General features: G+C 56.5%; 22 protein-coding genes and 1 tRNA gene. 11 read left to right on the top strand and 12 right to left on the bottom strand.

Annotation, left to right across the window (positions count from 1 at the left end; all coding sequences use genetic code 11):
- Nucleotides 1–84: 84 nt before the first annotated feature.
- Nucleotides 85–576: a pentapeptide repeat-containing protein gene (locus H6F57_RS12955; protein ID WP_190629158.1), complete on the bottom strand. Its 492-nt coding sequence runs from the start codon at nt 574–576 to the stop codon at nt 85–87.
- Between the two features lie 261 nt (nt 577–837).
- On the opposite strand from H6F57_RS12955, the gene cysS reads away from it, so the two are divergent.
- Entirely contained in the window at nt 838–2,310 is a 1,473-nt protein-coding gene (gene cysS / locus H6F57_RS12960; protein ID WP_190629160.1) for a cysteine--tRNA ligase, read from the top strand.
- Here cysS and H6F57_RS12965 read toward each other — a convergent pair.
- The gene (locus H6F57_RS12965; protein ID WP_190629162.1) at nt 2,307–3,794 is read right to left on the bottom strand and encodes a hypothetical protein; all 1,488 of its coding nucleotides are present in this window, start codon (nt 3,792–3,794) and stop codon (nt 2,307–2,309) included. The genes cysS and H6F57_RS12965 overlap by 4 nt on opposite strands.
- 124 nt (nt 3,795–3,918) lie before the next feature.
- Here H6F57_RS12965 and H6F57_RS12970 point away from each other — a divergent pair, with 124 nt between their 5' ends.
- Both H6F57_RS12970 and petG read left to right on the top strand, forming a co-directional pair.
- A complete protein-coding gene (locus H6F57_RS12970) occupies nt 3,919–5,337 on the top strand; it encodes a cobyrinate a,c-diamide synthase (protein WP_190629164.1) in 1,419 nt (472 codons plus the stop codon).
- Between the two features lie 47 nt (nt 5,338–5,384).
- Complete coding sequence (gene petG, locus H6F57_RS12975; protein ID WP_190517464.1) at nt 5,385–5,498, top strand: cytochrome b6-f complex subunit V; 114 nt, start codon at nt 5,385–5,387, stop codon at nt 5,496–5,498.
- 50 nt (nt 5,499–5,548) lie between these two features.
- On the opposite strand, the gene H6F57_RS12980 is transcribed toward petG, so the two are convergent.
- Together H6F57_RS12980 and apcB are read right to left on the bottom strand one after the other, a co-directional pair.
- Complete coding sequence (locus tag H6F57_RS12980; RefSeq protein ID WP_190629166.1) at nt 5,549–6,820, bottom strand: FGGY-family carbohydrate kinase; 1,272 nt, start codon at nt 6,818–6,820, stop codon at nt 5,549–5,551.
- 37 nt (nt 6,821–6,857) lie between these two features.
- Entirely contained in the window at nt 6,858–7,367 is a 510-nt protein-coding gene (gene apcB, locus H6F57_RS12985) for an allophycocyanin subunit beta (RefSeq protein ID WP_190629168.1), read from the bottom strand.
- Between the two features lie 494 nt (nt 7,368–7,861).
- Here apcB and glnA point away from each other — a divergent pair, with 494 nt between their 5' ends.
- The 3 genes from glnA (at nt 7,862) to H6F57_RS13000 (ending at nt 10,924) form a co-directional block, all read left to right on the top strand.
- Nucleotides 7,862–9,280 (top strand): type I glutamate--ammonia ligase, encoded by a 1,419-nt coding sequence (glnA, locus tag H6F57_RS12990; protein WP_190629170.1) that lies wholly within the window; start codon nt 7,862–7,864, stop codon nt 9,278–9,280.
- A 574-nt stretch (nt 9,281–9,854) separates the two neighbouring features.
- On the top strand, nt 9,855–10,442 hold the full coding sequence (locus H6F57_RS12995) for an alpha/beta hydrolase-fold protein (RefSeq protein ID WP_199294743.1): 588 nt from the start codon (nt 9,855–9,857) through the stop codon (nt 10,440–10,442).
- 95 nt (nt 10,443–10,537) lie between these two features.
- On the top strand, nt 10,538–10,924 hold the full coding sequence (locus tag H6F57_RS13000) for a hypothetical protein (RefSeq protein ID WP_190629172.1): 387 nt from the start codon (nt 10,538–10,540) through the stop codon (nt 10,922–10,924).
- A 226-nt stretch (nt 10,925–11,150) separates the two neighbouring features.
- Here H6F57_RS13000 and H6F57_RS13005 read toward each other — a convergent pair whose 3' ends face one another.
- From H6F57_RS13005 to hetZ, 4 genes are all read right to left on the bottom strand, one after another.
- Complete coding sequence (locus H6F57_RS13005; protein ID WP_199289851.1) at nt 11,151–12,347, bottom strand: aspartate aminotransferase family protein; 1,197 nt, start codon at nt 12,345–12,347, stop codon at nt 11,151–11,153.
- A gap of 288 nt (nt 12,348–12,635) precedes the next feature.
- Entirely contained in the window at nt 12,636–14,927 is a 2,292-nt protein-coding gene (locus H6F57_RS13010) for a DUF3488 and DUF4129 domain-containing transglutaminase family protein (RefSeq protein ID WP_190629174.1), read from the bottom strand.
- Between the two features lie 63 nt (nt 14,928–14,990).
- Complete coding sequence (locus H6F57_RS13015) at nt 14,991–15,992, bottom strand: hypothetical protein (RefSeq protein WP_190629175.1); 1,002 nt, start codon at nt 15,990–15,992, stop codon at nt 14,991–14,993.
- Between the two features lie 25 nt (nt 15,993–16,017).
- Nucleotides 16,018–17,124 (bottom strand): heterocyst differentiation protein HetZ, encoded by a 1,107-nt coding sequence (gene hetZ, locus H6F57_RS13020; protein ID WP_190629202.1) that lies wholly within the window; start codon nt 17,122–17,124, stop codon nt 16,018–16,020.
- 406 nt (nt 17,125–17,530) lie between these two features.
- Between hetZ and H6F57_RS13025 the strand changes: the two genes are divergently transcribed.
- Both H6F57_RS13025 and H6F57_RS13030 read left to right on the top strand, forming a co-directional pair.
- Entirely contained in the window at nt 17,531–18,004 is a 474-nt protein-coding gene (locus H6F57_RS13025; RefSeq protein ID WP_190629176.1) for a hypothetical protein, read from the top strand.
- Between the two features lie 53 nt (nt 18,005–18,057).
- Nucleotides 18,058–18,129: transfer RNA gene (locus tag H6F57_RS13030), tRNA-Val, on the top strand.
- 128 nt (nt 18,130–18,257) lie between these two features.
- On the opposite strand, the gene H6F57_RS13035 is transcribed toward H6F57_RS13030, so the two are convergent.
- Nucleotides 18,258–18,536, bottom strand: coding sequence for a hypothetical protein (locus H6F57_RS13035; RefSeq protein ID WP_190629177.1), 279 nt, complete (start codon nt 18,534–18,536; stop codon nt 18,258–18,260).
- 116 nt (nt 18,537–18,652) lie between these two features.
- Between H6F57_RS13035 and H6F57_RS13040 the strand changes: the two genes are divergently transcribed.
- The 3 genes from H6F57_RS13040 (at nt 18,653) to H6F57_RS13050 (ending at nt 21,207) form a co-directional block, all read left to right on the top strand.
- Nucleotides 18,653–19,312 (top strand): hypothetical protein, encoded by a 660-nt coding sequence (locus H6F57_RS13040; protein WP_190629178.1) that lies wholly within the window; start codon nt 18,653–18,655, stop codon nt 19,310–19,312.
- A 299-nt stretch (nt 19,313–19,611) separates the two neighbouring features.
- Nucleotides 19,612–20,214 carry a hypothetical protein gene (locus tag H6F57_RS27575; protein ID WP_199289836.1) on the top strand — a complete coding sequence of 201 codons (603 nt, stop codon included), beginning with the start codon at nt 19,612–19,614 and terminating at the stop codon, nt 20,212–20,214.
- 408 nt (nt 20,215–20,622) lie between these two features.
- The gene (locus tag H6F57_RS13050) at nt 20,623–21,207 is read left to right on the top strand and encodes a hypothetical protein (protein WP_190629208.1); all 585 of its coding nucleotides are present in this window, start codon (nt 20,623–20,625) and stop codon (nt 21,205–21,207) included.
- Nucleotides 21,208–21,361: 154 nt separating this feature from the next.
- Here the strand turns inward: H6F57_RS13050 and H6F57_RS13055 are convergent, their stop codons facing one another.
- The 3 genes from H6F57_RS13055 to H6F57_RS13065 all read right to left on the bottom strand — a co-directional run bounded on the left by H6F57_RS13055 (nt 21,362) and on the right by H6F57_RS13065 (nt 22,315).
- Entirely contained in the window at nt 21,362–21,595 is a 234-nt protein-coding gene (locus H6F57_RS13055; RefSeq protein WP_190629179.1) for a hypothetical protein, read from the bottom strand.
- Nucleotides 21,596–21,609: 14 nt separating this feature from the next.
- Nucleotides 21,610–21,837, bottom strand: coding sequence for an NfeD family protein (locus tag H6F57_RS13060; protein ID WP_190629180.1), 228 nt, complete (start codon nt 21,835–21,837; stop codon nt 21,610–21,612).
- Nucleotides 21,838–21,916: 79 nt separating this feature from the next.
- Nucleotides 21,917–22,315 (bottom strand): hypothetical protein, encoded by a 399-nt coding sequence (locus H6F57_RS13065; protein ID WP_190629182.1) that lies wholly within the window; start codon nt 22,313–22,315, stop codon nt 21,917–21,919.
- Nucleotides 22,316–22,359: the final 44 nt, after the last annotated feature.

Below are 22,359 nucleotides of genomic sequence, written 5' to 3' on the forward strand. Positions count from 1 at the left end.
CGCTATAGGCCAGTTTGCCATCCCCTCTTTCGCTATAGGAGAATCGCAGTCACAGGATTACTCCCAGCGGAGACTGATCTAAACCTAGGAACAGTAGAGGGTATCGCGGGTATTGCGCCCCGTTACCGGATTGGTACCCTTGGCCACATCGCAAAGCATTTTGTTGACCTTGGGGTCGAGAAGCACGTCGGTAAAGTCGGCCCCATCGATAATGGCTTCGCGAAAGTCGGTGCCAAAGGCGTAGGCCCCCTCAAAAATGGCGTTGGTCAGATTGGCCTGAAAGAACCGAGCCCCATCAAGGGTAGCCCCCGTCATATCGGCACCTTCCATGTTGGCGCGGGCCAAGGTGGTGTCAAATAGGCGAACCCCGCGCAGGTTGGCGTGACTCATGTCGGCGTCGGCCATGTCGGCGCGGGTGTAGTTGTTGTCGCGCAGGTCTTGGTTAGACCAGTTGGACTTTCTCAGGTTTTGGCGATCGTAGTTGGTGGCCTGGGCCGGGCTCACCCAGCTGAGGCAAAGGGTTAGCACCATCAGCGTGGCTACAACTATCCGACACAGGCTGGATCGACTAACCATGGCTCCCAATGTTTCGCATCAAATCTTACATATTTGAGTTTACAGGTTGACTTGGGCCAAATTAATCCCCCGGCCTGTAGGTATGCTGTGACTCTGCCCGCGACAATCTTCTAGAATGTTGCCGCGACTCTTGTCGTTATGCTAGCTGGGACTGTTGGCGAGCCTGAAGCGCTGCGTTGCACTGAGGGCGGTTTCAGTGTTGAATCGTTCTGTTGGCGTTCTTTATATAATGGGCATTTTGCACCGTTGCCCGCCCCTACCATGAGCATCGTTCTCTACAACACCCTGGCCCGCAAAAAAGAACCCCTCGAAACCCACGAGCCGGGCCGGGTGAAGATGTACTGCTGCGGCGTCACGGTCTATGACCATTCGCACCTGGGCCACGCCCGCTGCTACGTGGCGTGGGATACGGTGCGACGCTACCTGCTGTGGCGGGGCTATGCGGTTCACTACGTGCAAAATTTCACCGACATTGACGACAAAATTCTGAATCGGGCCAAGGCAGAAGATTCTTCTATGCAGACGGTGGCAGAGCGCTACACCCAGGCCTATTTAGAGGATATTGCCCGCTTGAACGTGATGGAGGCCGATGAGTACACCTATGCCACCCAAACCCTGGATGGCATTCAGCGGCTGATTAGCGAACTAGAGCAGAAGGGCTACGCCTACCCCGCCAACGGCGATGTGTACTATTCAGTGCGTAAATTTGAGGGCTACGGCAAGCTCTCGGGCCGCAAGCTTGACGACATGCAGGCTGGGGCCAGCGGTCGGGTGGCCGAAGATTCGATTAAACAAGACCCCTTCGACTTTGCCCTATGGAAGAGCGCTAAAGAAGGCGAGCCTTTCTGGGAGTCGCCCTGGGGGCCGGGGCGACCGGGCTGGCATATTGAGTGCTCGGCGATGATTCGCGATCGCCTTGGCGACACCATCGACATCCACGTGGGCGGCAGCGATCTGGTGTTTCCCCACCACGAGAACGAGATCGCTCAATCGGAGGCGGCCACCGGCCATCCCCTGTCGCGCTACTGGATGCACAACGGCATGGTGAACGTGGGCGGTGAGAAAATGTCGAAATCCCTCGGCAACTTCACCACCATTCGGGATTTGCTAGATGCGCCCAACGCCCCCGACCCCATGGCGGTGCGGCTGTTTTTGCTGCAAGGCAGCTACCGCAAGCCGGTAGATTTTACCGATGAAGCTATCCAAGCTGCCCAGACGAGCTGGGGCACGCTCAAGGATGGCCTGCTGTTTGGCTACCAGTTTGGCGCCAAGCTCGCTTGGGCCGATGTCAAGGATTCTGCCTTTGGCGATCCGGCAGCCATGCGCATTGACCAGGAGAGTGAACTGGTACAAACCTTCCAGACGGCCATGGATGACGATTTCAACACGGCTGGGGGACTAGCGGTGCTATTCGACCTGGCCAAAGACCTGCGCCGCGCGGGAAATCTGATCACCCATACTGGCGAGGCTGATACCGCTAGCGATGTTCTCCGCCAACAGTGGCAAACCCTGGTGTGCCTAGCCCAGGTGCTTGGGTTAGAGGTGGCTCCCGAGGTTGAAGCTGCTGTCGAAGATGGGCTTTCGGATGGGGAGATTGAGGCGCTGCTGACCCAGCGGCGCGAGGCTAGGGCCGCGAAGGACTTTGCTGAGGGCGATCGCATCCGCGATCTGCTTCAGACTAAAGGCATTACCCTGATCGACAAACCCGGCGGCGTTATCGAGTGGCATCGCTAGGGTAACCACTGGCGGCCCAATGCCACAAAGGTTTGGCGGTGCTGGCAAAAGAGGGTGTAAGCGTAAATGCCGACAATTCCCAGCAGGCAGAGGTGGGTCAAGGTGCCGTAGGTGCCTATGACATTGCCCGGCATCCAGCCGTGAATGTCGATTAGCTGGTTCATGTCGCCATGCTCGGCCTCACCCCACAGACTGCCAAAGGGAATCGAGGCTTTGCCCTTGGGAACTTGCTGCCACAGCCACACCTGACCCCAAAAGCAAAAGGCCGCCCCCAGCACCACCGGAAAGCGGTAAAAATCCCACCGAAAGTAGTGGGGGAGGGGGAAGTAAAAGCCCACCATCAGCAGGGCAGACAGATAAATTTCGCCCCCCACGCCGCCAAAGGCCATCAGCATGTCAAATCGCTCAGCGGGCAGCAGCCAGGTCATATAGAACTGCACCACAGCCAGCACTGTGGCCAGCACCATAGGCCAACGTTGGCCCTCGCGTCGTCCGACCCAGAAGAGCAGACCCAGCAAAACAAGAATGGCAAGGTAGACTAAACCCGATCGCTGGGGATTGTAGCTCGTCCAGCCGATGGGCAGGGGTAGCGCCTGCCGTCCCGACAGCCAGGCGACGGTGGCATGACCAAACTCATGGAGCCAAATTTTGATGCCGAACAGCAGCGCATTCACGATGGGCATGGCGTTCATCAGCACCCCCAGCAGCAGCAACCCCGGAAAGATTAGCCCATTGCTGTAGCGGTTTTGAAATGACAGCAAATCGGTGTCGTCTGCTGGTGGGTTGGGCTGGAGTTTTGTTTGCCGGAGTGGCGATCGCCGCCCCGGCTCTATACCTGTAGTGGGGATCGCCTCTAGCAGAGTGGTGCTAGCAGAATCGGCCTCGGCAACAGCACTCTGCTCTAGATGAGTTTTGAGGGTAGTGAAAGCCCACTTGAGGGGCTCCAGGGCAGCGCGATCGCCCAGGCGAAGCAACTCTGCCCGCCGCTTGAAATACACAGCCTCTACCTGAGGCAACGGATTTCCCAGAGATAGCCCCAGTTCCTCGTAGGCACGAACCACTGCTACTGGCGTTGGGGCAGCGGTGAAGGGACTCGGTTGGGGGTCCGGGGTAGTAGCTCTGCCCTCATCAGGTAAGGTTGACGTCTCCCGGAACTGTGACTCGTCAGACAGGGAAGCCTCTGAGGACAGCGACAGCAGGGCAATTTCCTCACTCCAAACAGGCTGAGCATCGCCTGTTTGTATGCCGTAGAGTTGCACAATACCAGTGACAGACGGCTGCAATTTTTCCATGGTGCGGCGAACGTAGGCCACCGTTGCCGGTTGAGGTGGGGCGGGGCAGCCGCTAAACCACAGCTGCAAACAGTAGCTGTGGCGATCGCCCCGCACGGTAATGCCCTTAGGCTTGAGGGCGTGGGTAAGCAGGGCGGCGATCGCCGCAGCATCCCCATCCTTGGCTTGCTCCAGTAGCGAAGGAGTCGTCATCGCGTTGGGCTATCCCGTACCGTAGATATTCCCAGATTACCCAACCGCCACCGTCGGTACCCGTCCCCCGATAAGATGGTTGGCACAGATTTAACAGTAGGAAGCCAACCATGAGGGCAGGGTTTTGAGCACAGCGGCTAGCCCCGGCGGCCTGGTGATCGCGGGCGAGCGCAGCGGCGTGGGTAAGACCACCGTCACCCTGGCGCTACTGGCGGCCCTGGCGCAAAAATCGCCCCGCGTGCAGTCGTTTAAGGTGGGGCCAGACTACATCGACCCAATGTTTCACCAGCAGGCGACGGGGCGACCTTGCTACAACCTCGACCCTATTCTGACCTCAGAAACCTACGTTCAGCATTGCTTTGCCCACCGCTGCCAAGGGGCCGACTTTGCCCTAGTCGAGGGAGTCATGGGCCTATTCGACGGTGCGTCTGGGCTCTCGGATGTTGCCAGCACCGCCCATATCGCCCGTCTGCTGAACTTGCCGGTGCTGCTGGTGGTCGATTGCAGTCGTCTATCGCGATCGGTGCTGGCCATCGTTCACGGCTACCGCAGTCTCGATCCGCGCGTCAAGCTTGCCGGGGTGGTGTTAAACCGGGTGGGCAGCGATCGCCACCTCGAACTCCTCACCGATGCCCTGGCCAGCATCGACCTGCCCATTCTTGGCGTGTTGTGGCGGCAAACTGCGATCGCCCTCCCCGATCGCCACTTGGGCCTAGTGCCCACCGCTGAACTCCCCCAACTCCCCGACATCCTCGATTGCCTCGCCCATCTCGGCCACACCTGCTTTGACTGGGATGCCCTCACGCCCCTCTTAGAAACATCAAGCGTTTCGGGGTTAACACCAGCAAGCTATCCCGTCACCCCGTCACCCCGTCACCCTGTCACCCCCTCACCCCGGATCGCGATCGCTCAAGACCCCGCCTTCAGCTTCTACTACCCCGACAACCTCGACATCCTTACCGCCTTAGGAGCTGAGATTATTCCCTGGAGCCCGCTGCGGGACGCCCATCCTCCTGCCGATGCCGATGGGTTGTACTTTGGCGGCGGCTTTCCTGAAATGTTTGCGGCGGAGCTAGCTGCAAACCAGGACCTGCGGTCAACGCTCAAGGCGCTCATTCATCAAGGCTTACCCGTCTATGCTGAATGCGGCGGGCTGATGTATCTAGCCACTACCCTGGTCGATCTAAACGACAATGCCTGGCCCATGGTCGGCGTGCTGCCCACCAGTGTGCGCATGACCGGACGACTCACCCTGGGCTACCGTCACGCCCTGGCAGAACAAAGCAGTTTACTCCTACAGGCCGGTCAAACCATCTGGGGGCACGAGTTTCACCGCTCTGAGGCAGAAACGCCCTCTTCCTCGCCCCTGTACCAACTCAAGCGCTACGGAGCAACGCAGCGCCACGCCACTGAGGGCTGGGCACCACATCGTATTCACGCCTCGTACCTGCATCTGCACTGGGGCGGCTGCCCAGAGGTCGCGCAAGCCCTGGTTGAGGTCTGCCGACAACATCGCCAGGGCCTAAGTCCAGGCCCTGATTAGTGTTATGGTTAGACCATAGACTTTTGTTGAGACAAGGAGTTATTGCTGTGGTTGAGCCTTTGCTAAGTGGCATCGTTTTAGGGTTTATTCCTGTCACCCTGGCCGGGCTTTTCGTTGCGGCTTACCTGCAATATCGCCGGGACAATAAGCTTAATTCATAGCCTAGTAGCTGGGGGAAGGGCGATCGCGCTCGCTTCATTTGCTTTAAGAATCACTCAATGGCATCCCCCAGCCATCCAAACGCTAGATAGGCACTACCGACCGCCGCTTCCACCGAGGCGGCGTTTTTAATGGGCACTGGCAGCAGGGCAGCTCGCAGTTGTCGCCAGGTCTCGTTGGCGGCACCGCCCCCAGCCGTGAAAATTTGCCGCAGGGGCGAGGCCCCATGCTGGGTAAGCAGCTCGTATCCTCGCTGCTCAATGCGGGCGATGCCCATCAGCAGGCCGTGCAAAAACTGGCTGTCATCCTCTGGGCGGGGCGAGAGCCGCGGAGCTAGGGTGGGGTCATTAATGGGAAAACGCTCCCCCGGCTGCACCAGGGGGTAATAGTCTAGCTCCGTGGGCACGGCGGGATCGATGTGCTGGCTCAGGGCGACTAACGCCTCTCGGTCAAAGAATTTTTCGAGCACGGCACCGCCGCTGTTGGAGGCACCGCCTACCAGCCAATGGTTTCCTAGCCGGTGGCTGTAGATGCCGTAGTCTCCCACATCGACTCGCTGGTTGCTGAGCAGTTTGATGGCCAGGGTTGACCCCAGGGAGGTGACCCCATCTCCTGGGGCGATCGCGCCGCTAGCTAAAAAAGCCGCAATGCTGTCGGTGGTGCCTGCCATCACCTGGCACTGGGGAGATAAGCCAAACTGTTGAGCCACGCTTTCTGTCACGCATCCCACCAATTCCCCCGGCGCTAACATCCGCGGCAGCAACCGACTCCACGGCTGCCCCTGCATCCAGACGGGGTAATCTAGGGCACCCACGTCGTAGCCCAGCTTGAGGCTGTTGTGGTAGTCGCTCAGCCCCCGTTGGCCGTGGAGCTGGGCGCTAAGCCAGTCGGCCTGGTGCAGCAGATAGGTCGCTTGGCTCCAGATTGAGGAGGGCAACGTTTGGTGCCACCACACCAGCTTGGCCAGGCTCGATGTGGCGCTGGCAGCGGGGCTTTGGGCAGGGGCCAAGGCTTTGACGGTTTCTAAGGATTCTCTGCAAGGATGGTTGTAGAGCAGTGGCGGTGTCAGCGATTCCCCAACCTGGTTGCACAGCAGCACGGTGGCCGAGGTGCCGTCGATCGCCACTCGGCCAATCTGGGGAGCGAGCGCCTCCGGCAGCGCCTCTAGCAGAGCAAATAGCCCCTGCCGCCAACATTCTGGGGCGGGTAAGTCGGGGTAGCCCTGGCGATATTGCCAACATAAATGCCGCTGCGGATCGACCACAGCGGCACGCACCCCAGAGGTGCCAAAGTCTATACCCAGAGCCAGGGGAAAGGTCGTCACGAAGCAGCCGTTCGCTATACCATTCCTCGAACCTCGCCTAGATGCTGGTCTCGCTGATCGAACGGGTGATGTAGTCGAAGGGATAGTCGACTACAGAAGGATCGGCGACACCCGCTTCCTGTATCTTGGCTTTCACAATGTCTTTCATCAGCTGAATGCCGATTACCGTGGGGGCAATGGGCACGCCTAGAGAGTTGTAGGTTTCGCGCAGCCCGGCCAGCACTCGCTCGTCGAGCACGTCGGGGTTACCAGCCACTAGGGCATAGCTGCTGTAGCGGAGGTAGTAGTCCATATCGCGCAGGCAGGCGGCGTAGCGGCGGGTAGTGTAGGCATTGCCGCCGGGGCGAATCAGCTCGGGGACTTGGGCAAACAGGGTAACGCCGGCTTCTTTGACAATGCCAGCGGCGTTAGCGCTGATAACTGCCGCCGCCTTGATGCGATCGAGACCGCTGTCAAAGTAGGACTTAATAGAGTCGAGGGCGCTGCTATCGAGATAGCGTCCAGTGTTGTCGTAGTTCTTGATTAGCGTGGTGACAGCGTCCCGCATAGGTGGTTTCTCCCAACTCTCACTTGGCAAACAGCATTTTATAAATGGTGGCAGGCGCAGGCTGCCCGTCCCTGGCTAAAGGTTCTAAACCCCAAAGGCCAAAACCCTAATAAATACCAGGTTTTATCTTCGAAGAAGTTTACCACGGGGGCTTAACCCCTGGGTTGCCCGAGCCCGCCAGAGACGGGACTTGATGAGCGAATTGTTACAAAACATCATGGTCTGACCCAGCGCTTTTGTTAGCTTTCCCTGACAAAAAGTAGTAGGTGATACAAAACGGACTAACCCCTCTCCCTAGGATAATTCTGATGAGCTGATACCTGTGGAACCAGCAGGGTCAGAGTGCCCGTGCCGACAAACCGGTGTTGCATAGGGCTTGCCTGGTGCAGCCTTGCCGATTTGGCAGGGAATTTGGGACGGAGCCAGGGCATCATCTACGACGAGTTAAATCGGTTTCCCCACGTTTGAACGCTAAAGAGGCTAAGGAGTAGTTCATGGCAACCCCAGCAGACATCCTGAAGTGGATTGAGGATGACGGCATTGAGTTAATCGATCTGAAATTTATTGATATGCCGGGTATCTGGCAGCACCTCACTCTGCACAAGAGCCAGATTGACGAGAGCAGTTTTACCGATGGGGTGGCTTTCGACGGCTCCAGCATCCGGGGCTGGAAGGCCATCAACGAGTCGGACATGATGATGGTGCCCGATCCTGACACCGCCTGGATCGACCCCTTCATGGCGGAGCCGACCCTGAGCATGATCTGCACCATTAAAGAGCCCCGCACCGGGGAGCTTTATGCTCGCTGCCCTCGGGCGATCGCAACCAAGGCGATCGAGTACCTCAAGTCCACTGGTCTGGGCGACACTGCCTTTTTTGGCCCCGAAGCTGAGTTTTTCATCTTTGATGACGTGCGCTTCGACCAAAACGAGCACTCGGCCTATTACTACGTCGATAGCGTCGAGGGTCGCTGGAATACTGGCCGCGAAGAAGTGGGCGGCAACCTGGGCTACAAACCCCGCTACAAAGAGGGCTACTTCCCCGTTGCCCCCACCGATACCTCTCAGGATATGCGCAGCGAAATGCTGCTGACCATGGCCAAGCTGGGCGTACCCATTGAGAAGCACCACCACGAAGTGGCCACTGGCGGTCAGTGCGAGCTAGGCATCCGCTTTGGGCGGCTGATCGAGGCCGCTGACTGGCTGATGATCTATAAGTACTGCATCAAGAATGTCGCCAAGAAGTGGGGCAAGACCGTTACCTTCATGCCCAAGCCGCTGTTTAACGACAACGGCTCTGGCATGCACACCCACCAGTCGATCTGGAACAACGGTGAGCCTCTGTTTGCGGGCGACCAGTACGCCGGGCTGAGCCAGATGGCTCTGTGGTACATCGGCGGCATTCTTAAGCACGCCCCCGCTCTGCTGGCGCTGACCAACCCCACCACCAACTCCTACAAGCGTCTGGTACCCGGCTTCGAAGCACCGGTGAACCTGGCTTACTCCCAAGGAAACCGCTCAGCATCGGTGCGCATTCCCCTCTCCGGCGACAACCCCAAGGCCAAGCGCCTGGAGTTCCGCTGCCCGGATGCCACCTCTAACCCCTACTTGGCTTTTGCAGCGATGCTTTGCGCCGGTATCGACGGCATCAAAAACCAGATCGACCCCGGCGATCCGCTGGATGTAGACATCTACGACCTCAGCCCCGAAGAACTCGCGAAGATTCCGTCTACCCCTGGCTCGCTGCTCGATGCCCTCAAGGCGCTGGAAGCCGACCACAGCTTCTTGACCAGCACTGGTGTCTTCACTGAAGACTTCATCAGCAACTGGATCGAGTACAAGCTCGACAACGAAGTCAACCCCATGCGTCTGCGCCCCCACCCCTACGAACTGGCTCTCTACTACGATTGCTAGAAGAATGGATTAGCCCTTGTTTGAAGGGTAGGTAGTACAAAAAGGTCAGGGTATTAAACCTTGGCCTTTTTTATTGCTAATTATTATTGCTTACTGTTCTGGCAGTAGCACTAGATTTGAAGATGGTGTGTAAACCCGCTAGTGCGGCGAGTAAGACGATCCAAAAGGTGCCAAGTTTTCACGTTTTAAGCAGTAGGCAAGCTATTCAGTAAGCATAGCTGGATATTGAGATATTCCATTAGGTAGAGAGGTTTTTAGCCTTAAAAGGCTGTTAGTAAGAGGGCATCACTACAGGCATCTTTTTAGACTGTTTTCATCCTCTCAACATCATCTTCTGGTTGTCCAGAAGAAGTGCCCAAGAGAAGTGATGAACAGTCCCTTAACCCTAACGCGACGAAGGCTCCTCAAGGGGGGATCTATGGGCGCTGTTGCTGCACTAGCGGCCTGCACAACCGATCTCATCTCAGGAAGTACACAGCCCGTGAAAAGCACACAACAGGAAGCAGGACATCTCCTTTCTCGTCCCAGCCTGCCAACTGAAGCAGGCGCGGCTAGCGGCTTACATCCCCTAGCCTTGGAAAGTCAACGAGATGGGTTCATCTATGTGCCCAAAGGCTATCAGTCCAGTACCCCGGTGCCGTTGGTGCTGATGCTCCACGGTGCAGGCGGCGATGCAGAAGGGGCGCTCAGAATTTTGGAAGGGCTGGCCGATACCTACGGGCTGCTACTGCTGGCTGTGGAGTCACGGGGGCGCACCTGGGATGCCATTATCGGCGATTATGGCCCCGATATTGCTGCGATGGATCGGGCGCTGGCCCAGACATTTAGCCGCTACGCAATAAATCCGAGCCGAGTTGCGATCGCAGGTTTCTCCGATGGGGCGTCCTATGCACTCTCGGTGGGCATTACCAACGGAGATTTATTTACCCATGTAATCGCCTTTTCCCCTGGTTTTATGGCTCCCGCCACCCAGCGGGGACAACCCCATATCTTCATCTCCCACGGCACCCGAGACCCAGTGCTGTCGATTGATAGGTGCAGCCGTAGAATCGTCCCGCAATTGCAGCAGGCGCACTACAACACCCGCTATCGAGAATTTAATAGCGGGCACACGGTTCCGGCTGACATTTCCCGTGAAGCGATGACCTGGTTGATTGCCTAGTCCTAACCTTGATCGCAAAAAACTTTTTCTTGGTTAATTTGCCCCCGTCTGCCGTTTCCCAAAGCTATTAATTGTTCTCAACCTGGTATAAACCCATGTCCGAACCTACACTATCCAATCAGCAGACCAATCCTGACCAGGCCGTCATTTCGTCAGAGCAGGCTCAGCCGATGGCACCCACCAACGCCTCCGGCAGCGCTATGCTTGATGCCCATGCCGCCGTCGGCGAAGCCCAACCCGAGGGCGACCCGGTTGAGTATCCGGTTGCCACCAATTTCTCAACCGCCTCTGCCAGTGGAGATGCCAAAACAGCAGACGTTGCCACAGTTAGCGGGACGTTTACAGCTGATCAAGCGTCCGAGCAGGGACAGGTTAACTTGCAGAACAATCCTGATACCCCAGGTGAGGGTATGCAAGGCACTTTACCCAACACCGACCCGGTTGGCATGCCCCTTGACCCAGACACCAACATAGAAGAATAGAACCAGACTTAGCAAAAGCCTCCTTTCTGAGGAGGCTTTTGAACTTCAGTATCTTCACCCTCGATCGGGATTACTTAAAAAATAGCTGGTGGCTATGCGGAGCCGTTTGTCCTAGTGGACAGGCATTGCCAACGCAAAGTGTTTCCAGTGGAAGCCACCGGCTATTTTGGAGTTAGGGCGGGGTGAGCAGAGCGTCCTAACGACCTAACAATGAACTTAAGCGTTACTAAGCATTTTCCCGCTTAACCAGCATGGCCACGGCTTTCTCCACCGCCATGAGTGCCTGCTGCACTTCGTCAGCACTGACGTTTAGCGGTGGCACAAAGCGTACCACCTGCGGTCCGGCGGGCACCAGCAGTAAGCCTTCATCCATCGCCGCTTTGACAATATCTACTGATTTAATGGCGGAGTCGGGTTGAAGCACCAGACCGTTGATTAGCCCCCAGCCGCGCACCTGCTCTAGCAGGGCAGGATACTGCTGCACCAGGCGTTGTAGGCCAAACCGCAACTGCTCACCGCGCAGATTCACGTTGCCCAGCAGGTTTTCAGAATCCAGGGTTTCGCACACGGTGAGGGCCACTTTGCAAGCAAAGGGGTTGCCGCCAAAGGTGCTGGCGTGGTCGCCCGGCTCAAATACCGCGCAGGAAGCCTTGCACAGCAGCGCCCCAATTGGGATGCCGCCGCCTAGCCCCTTAGCTGAGGTGAAGATGTCGGGCTCAATGCCCAGATTTTCGAACCCCCACAGGGTGCCGGTGCGGCCTACGCCCACCTGTACCTCGTCGAGAATTAGCAGAATACCCTTCTCGTCGCAGAGCTGGCGGATGCGTTGGAAGTAAGCAGCATCGCCGGGGCAGACGCCGCCTTCGCCTTGCAGAGCTTCCAGCATGATGGCGGCCACCTGAGGCGTCTCGGCGTCGAGTTCTGCAACCAGTGATTCCAAGGCCGCGATGTCGTTATAGGGGACGTAGGCGAACCCCGGCATGAGCGGGTCAAAGTTCTTTTGGTACTTAGGCTGGCCGGTGGCGGTGATGGTGGCCAAGGTGCGCCCGTGGAAACTGGCCTGGGCCGTAATAATCAGCGGATTATTGATACCCCGCTGGGTGTGGGCGTACTTGCGGGCTAGCTTGATTGCTCCCTCGTTGGCCTCAGCGCCGGAGTTGCAGAAAAAGACGCGATCGCAGCAGGAATGCTCTACCAGCCAGTGGGCCAGTGCCCCCTGCTCAGGGATGTAGTAGAGGTTTGACACATGGTGCAGGGTTTGAATCTGCTGGGTCACGGCCTCAACCATCGCTGGGTGGGCGTGGCCCAGGGTGCAGGTGGCAATGCCCGCGACAAAATCTAGGTAGCGACGGCCCTGATCATCCCAAACAAAGCTGCCTCGGCCCTTAGTCAGGGCGATGGGGAAGCGCCCGTAGGTGGTCATCACGTCGGCATCGAATTGGGCCGGCGTGAAGGTGGTGCTGCCGTTGGTCGCAATATTGAGCGACCTGAGGGAATTTTTAACGAGGGTTTTTAGGCTCACGGTGGGGATGGGGGGAGTGGGGAAGATAGGGGGTAGGTGGGTGGATAGGTGATGGCGGGTCAACAATCGTAAACAGTTGCGCTAGTCATTGACTCACCAATAACACTTACTCATCACGCTTACTGATTGGATCGAGCATAGCGGAAACCTCAGGAAAATCATGATTACCCTGAACTAATCGGTGCTGGGTTAGCGACGAATCAGCCGCTGGCGAGGGCTGTCCTTTTTGCGAATGGTCTGCAATTTTTCGCTCAAGTAGGTGAGGTTTTGAGGTTCGCCGCCGTAGCGCCAGCGGACGTAGGCGTGGGTGATTTCGTTGGCAGCCTGGGCAGGCTGAGGTCGGGTTTGCTGGTAGAGGCGCTGGCCATACTCGATGGGGGTTTCGGCAGGGGTTTTGCCGAGGCCCTGGTGGGCAAACCAGGTCAGCATTTGTTGATATAACCGCTCGGTGGGGGCAAGCTGGCGCAGTTGTCGGTAGCGCCAGCCTCGACGCAGGCCTAAGAAGGCTAGCCAGGCGATGAATCCGAAGGCGGTGGCGATCGCAATGCCCAGCAAAATGCCTACCCAGCCTAGGTTCAGCAACGCATTGAAAGTGCGTAATAGATACGCGATCCCATCGCCAAGCAGGCTGATTAAGCCATCGATAAAGCCCACTAGGGGAGAGGGCAGCCAGCCTGCCAGCCAGGCCCAAACCCGCCGCACCGTGCTGAAGGTTTCGTACTCTCTGAGGCTGGGTGGAATCAGCTCATGGCCGGGAATGGGGTCGAAGCCAAACCAACCGTACTGGGGAAAGTAAACCTCGGTGAGGGCATAGGCATCGGTGTTGCGCACCACGTGGAACCCGGTGAAGGGGTTAAACTCGCCCTCCCCAAACCCCGCCACCAGCCGCGCCGGAATATCAATGGAGCGCAGCATGATGGTCAGCACGGTGGAGAAATGGTCGGGGTAGCCTCCCTGGGTCTGAAACAAAAAGCTCTCAACGAGATCTTGCTCAGCGCCGAAAAAGGGCAGCTCGGGCTGAATGGTGTAACGCTGCTTGAGGGCTTGGGCCAGGTAGAGAGATTTCTCGTAGGCATTGGTTATGGGCACTGGGGAGGTGGCGAGCAGCTCCTCGGTTCTAGCTCGCACCGGTTCCAAAATCTCCTCGGGCACCTGGAGGTAGTGGGAGCGAATGCCGGGGGGATAGCGGGTGCCCGCCTGGCCCAGCAGGGTGCGATCGCGAAAGGGCACCCGCGACACCACCGTATAGGTCATGCCCTCCTGCAAAATCACGGGCGACCTGAGACTGCCTTCGGCGTCAATGGCCACCTCGCGAGTGGGAAAGTAGAGCTGCTTAGGCTGATACATCGCCGGAATCAGGTTGGGCAACTCGCTGACCACCGTATAGGTCTGCACCACCTCCCGATCGCGGGCCAGGGTCGGATCCATGGGCAAAAAGGTCTGGGCCGAAAACCGCGATCGCTTCAGCGTCTGGGCATCGTCGTTGCGGGAGATATCCCAGCCCTGGCCGGTGTAGGTGTCAAAGGCCAGCACTCGCCAGAAACCCGGGGCCTGTGACCTGACCCGCATCACCACCTGGGGGGTCATTGTGCCCCGCAGATTTTGGTTCATCCGCTGGTTAAAGCCGTAGTAGGAAACAGTATCCACCACCCCCGGCCCACTGGCTTTACCCTGGCCTCGAATGGTGCCAGCGCCCTCACCAAAGCCTTCGCCCTCCCCGTCTTCGCCCTCATTGCGGTAGGCCGAGTTGAGAATATCTTCCCCCGAGAAATCGCCCGGCGTGTCAATCACCGAGCTTACCGGAAAATTCTGAATCTGATAGCCCGGCAGCCGGGGTAAAAAGACAAAAATCAGTAGCCCAAGGCCCACAATTAGCCCCATCAAGCTCAAAAAACGCCCCAGGGTAGGCCGCAGCTTCATCTCGCCCCAGGCGATCGGCTCTAGCCCCAGCCGCGACTGGTAGTCAAGCCTCAGCACCGGCACCGCCAGTGCTAAAAACAGCAGCAGCAGCGGTGCAAAGGCCAGGGTCTGACTGATGGTGGCAGCCACCCCCAGCAAGATCAAGCCAATCATCATCGAGTAGCCCAGGTCTTTGCGGCGAGGCAAGTCAAAGCTGTGCAGCACTTGTAGCTGCACCAAGAGTTCTGCTAGCACAATGCGGGTGTCGCCGGGCGCTTCGAGCAGCCGAGAAAAAAACGCCGCCAGGGCCACCAGCATGCCGATGGCGATAAAAAATTTCACCGTGATGTTGCGATCGCGCCGCCGCTGCCAGCTAAAGGTAGCCCCTACTGCGCTCAGGGGTATAGCCAGCAGGTTCCACCACGAGGCGGCAGTCACCCCGGCAGCGGCTACCACCACCGAGCCAATGCCTACGGTAACCAACCCCTGCACCAGCACCCGCAGCAGCCGCGAGTCTTCGATTTCGTCGAGGGGGATAGGCCGGGTTAAGGGAGAAGAGGCCAGCCAGCGGGACGCGACCATAGACAAACCGGAGAAGGGTCGCCTCCATGCTAACCGCTGGGCTAGCCCCTGCCCAGAGTCACTCTAGCGCCCAGCAATCATCACCTGAAAGCTCAGGGGAGCTACCTGGGCCTGCCCCAAGCTGACATCTAGACGATGCACAGCACCGGGTTGGGTGGTCAACCGCAGTACCAGCTCGCCGGGGGTGGAGCGTTCGGAGCCGACGGTTTCCCCCAGGCTGGTCAGCACCAGGCTACCGTCCGTGGGTAGAACTGCTTTGACCTCCAGCTGCCCAGCTGCGGCGTAGGTCGCCTGCACTGTCAACAGCCCAGAGGCCGTCAGCCAGGCCTGAGTCTGAGTCGGGTTAGCCTCTCCCACCGTCAGCGATAGGGCTTCAAAAATGCCCTGGGCGGCCAGCATGGCTAGCGCCACCTGCTGCTGCGTTGAGGCCGTGTTGTAGTCTACCTGGGTCAAAGCTTCGGTCTGAGCTGACCGGTAGGCTGGTCGAGCCACCAGCCCAGCAATGTACTCCAGGGTTTGGGGTTGCTCCGGAAACAAGCCTTCGACTGCCGCGACCAGTCGCCGACCGGTTTGGCGAATGTCTTTGGCCACCTGCTGGCACTGGTTGAGCAAGTCGGCCAGCACATCTTCGGGTACATCGCCGGGAACCGAAAGATTTCTAAGGTGGTCTAACCAGATAGAGGCGGCACTAGGGCGCAGGGCATCGGGATAGTCTTGCAGACCTTTCTCCCAGGGAAACAGAGGCGGGCGATGGGCAATTTCTTGCCGCAGGCGGCGCTTCAAAAGGGCTTCAAAATGGGGTTGCACAGTGGATAGGTCTCCAGAGTCAAAGACAGGGGTGTAATTGAGGTTGAGCGCATCATCCTCTGAAGCCGCTGGCGCTGGGGTAGATGTCTCAAGATCAGGGTAGACCGGAGGGGTAGGCAATCCTGCCCCCTCTAGCTCCGCCGTGTCAGCGTCAGCAGCCGGAAAAAAGCGCGTTCCTGATGGTGAGTCATCCGCCGAAAGTGGCTCTAGCAGGAGCTTTAGCAAGAGGTCTTCGGGGATATCTGAGTCTCTATTCATGGCCTGCTCCGGTCTGTCCGGATGTTTAAACGTTACGAATTTCCCAGGCTTGCTCTAGGAGCTTAGTCCACTGTTTTTGAAATTGGGTAGCGGTTATGCCCAAGATTTTAGCGGCTTCGCTGTCGGGTGTGCCTTGCTGTTTGAGAGAAAGCAGTTTGGCTTGCTTGGGGTTGAGGTTGTCTTGCAGCTGTTGCCACTGCTGGGCGGTCAGGCCCAGGTTAGTCTCTAGACCGGCCTCTAGCCATTCATGCACCAATTCCCAGTGATGGGACAGGGCAAAGCGCAGCAGGTGGTACTTAAACCGCTGCTGGAGGTAATCGCGCTGGCGGGGCGTTAGCCCTAGGAGCGCCTCAATTTCGTGGGTGGGTAGGTCGAGCAGTCGCAGGGTAAAGTAGTCGGCACACTCATCCTGATTGCGCTCCTTGAGATAGGCCAACAGCTCTTCGACTACTCGTCCCCGCAGGGAGTTTTCGGGCAAATCGTCGGCCTGGGCGATCATCTCTTCGCGTACCCGCTGGTGGGAGGCGGCGGGGCGAACGTCGTCGCCATCGCCGCCGTAGTCGGTGGCCTGCTCGATGTCGATGGCGACTTCGGGGGGCTGCTGCTTAGAGAAGGTCTGGGCCCGCAAGATGATCAGCTGCTGGCTGCGCCGACCGGGCAGCGGAATGCGCCGCTTGCCGTAGCGCTCGGAAAAAGCCATGAACTCGGCTAGCTCCAGTAGAGTGCGGGGTTGATAGCGATCGCCCAGCTGATTCTCCCGCCGAAAGGCGTTGAGCGCTTCGACGTAGAACCCCTGCAAAAAATCTTCGATCAGCGCCAGCCGGGCTGGGTAGCTGGTCTGCACCTGGGGCGGCGTAATGTAGCGGTACACAATGGCGCTGAGCGTGCTGTGCAGCTCAACGCGGCCCTGACGCGACCCCAGGTTGTAATATTTGAAACACTGATCTAGACGGTGTTTGCCCAGCGATTTGGCCCAGGCTTCGACATCGCCGGAGGCCTGAATGCGATCGCTCTCGTTACAGATGCGCTGCACCTCGCTGGCCAGCCGCTGAGCTATTACCTGACACCCTGCCTCTGGAGCACCAGTACCATTCTTTAAATCTTGGTAGAAAAGCTGGCTAAGCGAATCCACACTCAACGCACAGATACCCTGACTCAATCTGGCTGTCCTCAAAAAGCTACACAGACCCGTGAAGCGATATTCAGGTATTTTTAGGAACGTGGTGGATGCGCCCGCTGCGACCTTAGGGTGAGCTATAGCGGTTAGCTAACGAGACCAATCTAGACGCAGAAGGTAGAAAAGTCTGCGTCTAAGTAGACTGGTTGCCCAAGAGTTGCAAGCTACCCAACAGCTTAACATCTGTCCGTAATTTTATGGATGCGGGGCGAGGCACCTCGCCGGTAGTCCCCTGCGGTAGAGTGATGCTAGATCGAGCTCGATAGTTCTATGGAACGGTCTTCGACCATCGCTGTCTTTAACTTTCCTAGCCCAAGCCGTCACCCCCAAAGCTACCCCCAACTATCCCTCAGAACCCACTATGGATCTTGATGCCCAAATTGTTTCCCTTCAGCACAGTGCCCCCAACGATGGCGTAACTGGCAATGCCATTACCACCATTGCGCCCACTCTCAAGGCGATCGCTGGGCAGCTCAAGCATGAGCAATACTACGTGCTGCAAACCCTAGAGCAGGGCTGGATGATGACCACCCTCAGCAACCGTACCCAGCCCAACAGCCAAAAGAATATCGTCTACGCCTACCCTACCCTGCAAGACGCCGCCACCAGTCAGGCCAGCGTTAAAGACCCTCAGGTCATGGCCCTGCCGGTGCCCGTGGTGCACATTCTATTTCAGCTGCTGGCCATGCAGCCCATCGACAGCCTGATTTTTTTTGAAACGCCAGGACAGATTAGCCAAGGCGTCGAGATTCGCCGCCAAGATATGCAGGCACTGATTCAAGCGCAGCTTCAGCAAGCACAACAGGGCAACCCCATCCCTCCCGATATGGCTTGACCCAAAATTTTCGCTAAACCGCCCTAGAAGATGTGCTATCTTAAAAAGCCCAAGGGCGATTAGCACAGTGGTAGCGCGCTTCCTTCACACGGAAGAGGTCACTGGTTCGAAACCAGTATCGCCCATAGCCTTACAGCGGTTTTCAAATATCTTTCATGCCGTTACCGTGCCATACCCGGTTTACAGGCTTGAAACTAGCTCTAAATCCGTCTAGGCACAATAAGCATAAATACTTAAAGCCGCTAAAGTAGCTTTAGTCGTTTAGCAGCTTTCTAGTGGATTCCACATCTTCAAAAGTGGCTATCTCACTGCCTGAAAGCGTTCCACGGTTCTCTAGCAGCCCTGAAAGCTTGTCCATCAATAAGTTGATCCGATCGCTTTCAATGATCTGATAGTCAGGGTCAGAAGCGATTTCAAGCTCTTTCAAATTTTCAACCGATGGCAAAGCGCGATCGAGCAGTATGGTAGCCGCTTTCAATTTGTCAGAATTGGTAGTGTCTTTACTGTTCAGAATCGTTTCGGTTACCGTCATGACTTGATCGAGATTTTGATATGTGTGCCTAGCTGCTCTCAGGGATTGAGAGCGGCTTTTTAGTGGCGCTAAAGTAGCTTTAGCCTATAGGCAATCCGCAATCTAGCCGTTTCGCTATGTATAAAGCCATAATTGGCGGTGTGGGCACGGTGAGAGCGCTTGAACCTATGGACAACACACCCCCGGCTTTATATGTGGTACAGGCTTCTACACCTGTGCAAACGCCTGTAACGCCATCAGCAACGCCTACAGGACTCGAATTAACACCCGTCCTAGTTGCATTAGTTACAGGTGTTATAGGCATTGCAACTGGTGTAGCTACAGGGTGGATTACAGCAATCTACGCACCTAAAGCTAATTGGGAAGTTGATAAAGAAAAATTAGACTATGAACAAAAGAGGATTATTGTAAAAGAGCTGCGAGAAGCCATTAATGATAAAAGCGAAACTATACTTGCAGTTTTAGATCATGATTATTTTGAACACGTAGATCGTGAACTTGATTCAACGGATCGAAAAATCATTGAAGAGTTAGAAGCAGAAATAAATGATTTTATGGATTCATACTACAAAGCCAGATGCGGCATAGATATGAATAAAAGTTTTAATGCTTATAACATCCTTGAGACAATCGAATATGCTCAATTTCTTGAAAAACATAGATCCGAAATAACGAGTATTTCAAGGCGCTTATCAACACATGGAGATGTCAAGAGTTTGCTCAAAAAAATTATATGTGACCTCGAAGTAAAGTGGGGATTGGTAAATTTACGATGAATATACAAAGCGGCTTTTCATCGCTCTCAATTCTGCTAAAGCAATTCTAGAACCGATTTCAAATGTTATAGGTTGAAATTGGCTTTTTAGCGTGGATGATATGCCGTGCTCTGGACTCTAGCTGTTTTGGAAGTATAAGGTCATAATTGGCAGAATCGGGCACACCATAAGCTCTACGGTCCCCAAGGGGTTCGGGCACTCATTGTGCATTGGGACCATCGGCTAGAGCCGTTGCTCTACGGCGGTGGACAACAACGAGGATTGCGCCTTCTCCTTTCTCTTTAGGAGCGGTTCGTCCTATGCCAAAGTCTTCTTCCCCAAGCCAGCAACGGAATAGCCAGACAGAAGCTTATTCCGCCGCTAACCCTATCTCAAGGCTTTATCAGGCAGGCTATCAACAGGCCTTAAGCGACTTCGCCGTCACTGACCTGCTTAATCAAATCTGCACCCACTTGGACGACTCTGATGCAGCTTGGTCTAAACGGCACCCCCAAGCAGCCGAAACCTTGGCCGCTATTCTGATCCAAGCCGTAACTGCCAACCTCAACGGTAATATCCTCGCTATTTACCTGGAGTCAATCCGTCATTGTTCCGTCGATACCTATGTCACCCTTGCAAAATTGTCTCTCTCATCCCCTTCAACTGATTTACCCCCGACCTTTCCTGAAGTCGAGGTGCCTCACTTTTTATATGGCGATCGCCTCTGTTGGACTTCCAGGGACGAAATCACGGACTGGGGCATCGTCATTGGAAGGTTCTATGGCTTTGCTCCCCACTGCTGCGGCTGGCGCTGGTGCTACTTAATCTGGCTGGATTCCAACTCTCCTAGTGCGGCCTGGGTTAACGCTGATATTGCCTGGGAAGACGATCTTGAACCCCTTGAAACAGCACTAAGCCTATGAACCTCCGCCCCCTTAACCTCCGAGAAAAGCGCTTGCTGGATCTCTATAGCTATTGTCAACTTGGCATGACACCCCAGACCTTCTACGCCAAATGGCAGGTCAGCCAAGAAGAAATAGCTGCTGTCTGCTCCCGATCTATATCTACTGTTCCCTGCTGGTTCCGTAAGGGACGTAGCTATCGGCGACCTACCGCCACTGACCTGCGGCACTTGGCCCTGATGGATTTCCTACTGGATCACTTTGATCAAATTCCAGAGGAATTACGCGATAACCTCTGTTCTACCCAGCTAAAAGACGAACACACATGATTTGAAAAAAGTCAATACCACTGTGCTCTGTCTTGGCGAATCTCCTCTGGCTAGGGTGGCATCAACTGCACCACATTGACATATCAGGGAGGATAGTCAAATGAGCCAAGGGCACCGAATCATGGCCGATATCAAACGTATCCGGGCGACGCTGGCAGAGCCTGGGCAATGCTCGTACCGCCTACAAAAGCTGCCTCGGCAGGCCGTTTGGCTACTTCACTGTAGAAACAGCAAAACTTACCAGCTGACCTTCCAGCCCGCGCCGATCAACGCCTGGACGCTGCATCCTCCAGATCGAGAGGCCTCTGAACTGTTGGGCAAGATTGAGCAAGCGTTGAGACTCAGCGCTGCCAGTGCCGGAGAGAGCGGGCAGTCTTACCCAAGGGATGCTGTCAGCGACCGGGAGACTTACCGTTTAGAAAGCCAGCAGTACTCTTCATCTGCTGCCTACGATGTGGGCTCTCCTACGGCCTATAACCAGCTGCTCCACCCCTGGTGCGTTGTCCAACTCCTCCCCCACATGCAGCGGCGCACCGTAGCCCGGTTTCGACGTCGCAATGATGCTGATGCCCATTTGAAAGCCCTGCGGCGGTTGAGCCCCTCAGCTCAGTACACCGTGATGTTCGATCCAGCTCCATCTGTCCCCTGCTTCACTCACGAGGGGCAGGGGGAGGTGTTTGCTTGAAAGCTATGGGTATCGAGTCTGCGTCATAGATGATTAGACTCCGCATAGCCGATCTCGCTCCCATAACCGAACTGAACAGACGAGTCCAATACAGGCTAAGGATTGGTAAATGAGGAAGGGCGTTAACCCTTTGGCTACTTTGGGCACTCCACACCTAGTACCTGACGGACTCGGTGATCACCGCTGCAGCAGCCAGGCAGCCAATCAATACCAAGATACGGATCAGCAAGTGCTCTACAGCTATCATGATGACCTCAGTAATCAGCCAATACTCCAGTGTGAAGGCCATGATGTAGGCGAGGGTGCAGCCTGCTAGAGCCAGCAAGAAGTATTTCACCGCGATGAACGTCAGTTCTAAAAGCCATCTGCGAGGCTGTTGCTTTTTCATGGGATTGGCCTCCGCTAGGGTAGGGGCTTAACCAAGAGCGTCAAACTGTCACGGCCTACCACTTCGACCGGGGCACCAGGGTGCAGGTCGCCAGAAGCATCAGGCTGAAAGTATCGAGCAGGCCAGTAGGAGGCCTGAAAGTAGATGCGCCCTGGGGTTGAGGGGGTAATGGTGCGCTCGACGATACCTCGACCTTGAAAGGGGGGCAGGTCAGAGAATGGGGACAGGATAGAAAGCGTCATGAGGGCTTTTCTCCGAAGGTGAAGGGACGAAGCGGGTGGGGAACTCCTGGGCAGACCGGCTGCCCAAGAGCGAAACGGGCTAGAGATTGAGCAAGGCGTTGCCGTGGATGAAGACGGGCTGTTGGGCACCGGGTATTGCCATCCACTGGTTGCAGCCCATGTCCCAGACTTCGCCGGTAACAGTGACTCGGGTGCCCACGGCCAAGTCGGTGATGACCGCCCCCTCAAAGCTGTAGTCTGACCGCAGGGGAGTCAGCGCAATCACAGTTGCGGGGTGATACTGAGCGGGGGCAAGGGGCACCATTTCACCAATACGGAAGCCATCGGCCCAGGTGACCTGGGGGCAGAGGTCGGCCACAAACGGCGCAGTTGGCTGGGCGATTTCGATGGGTAACTGGAGAGCCGCAGGGGGAACCTGCGGCTCTCCGACTGGCATGAGAGCTAAACAGGCAATTCCTAGGTCGATTAGTTTTGGCATGGCGATTTAACTGAACTCGGTATGAGGTCAGTCAACCAAAACAG

Source organism: Leptolyngbya sp. FACHB-60 (assembly GCF_014695775.1).
Taxonomy (GTDB): Bacteria; Cyanobacteriota; Cyanobacteriia; order Phormidesmidales; family Phormidesmidaceae; genus Nodosilinea.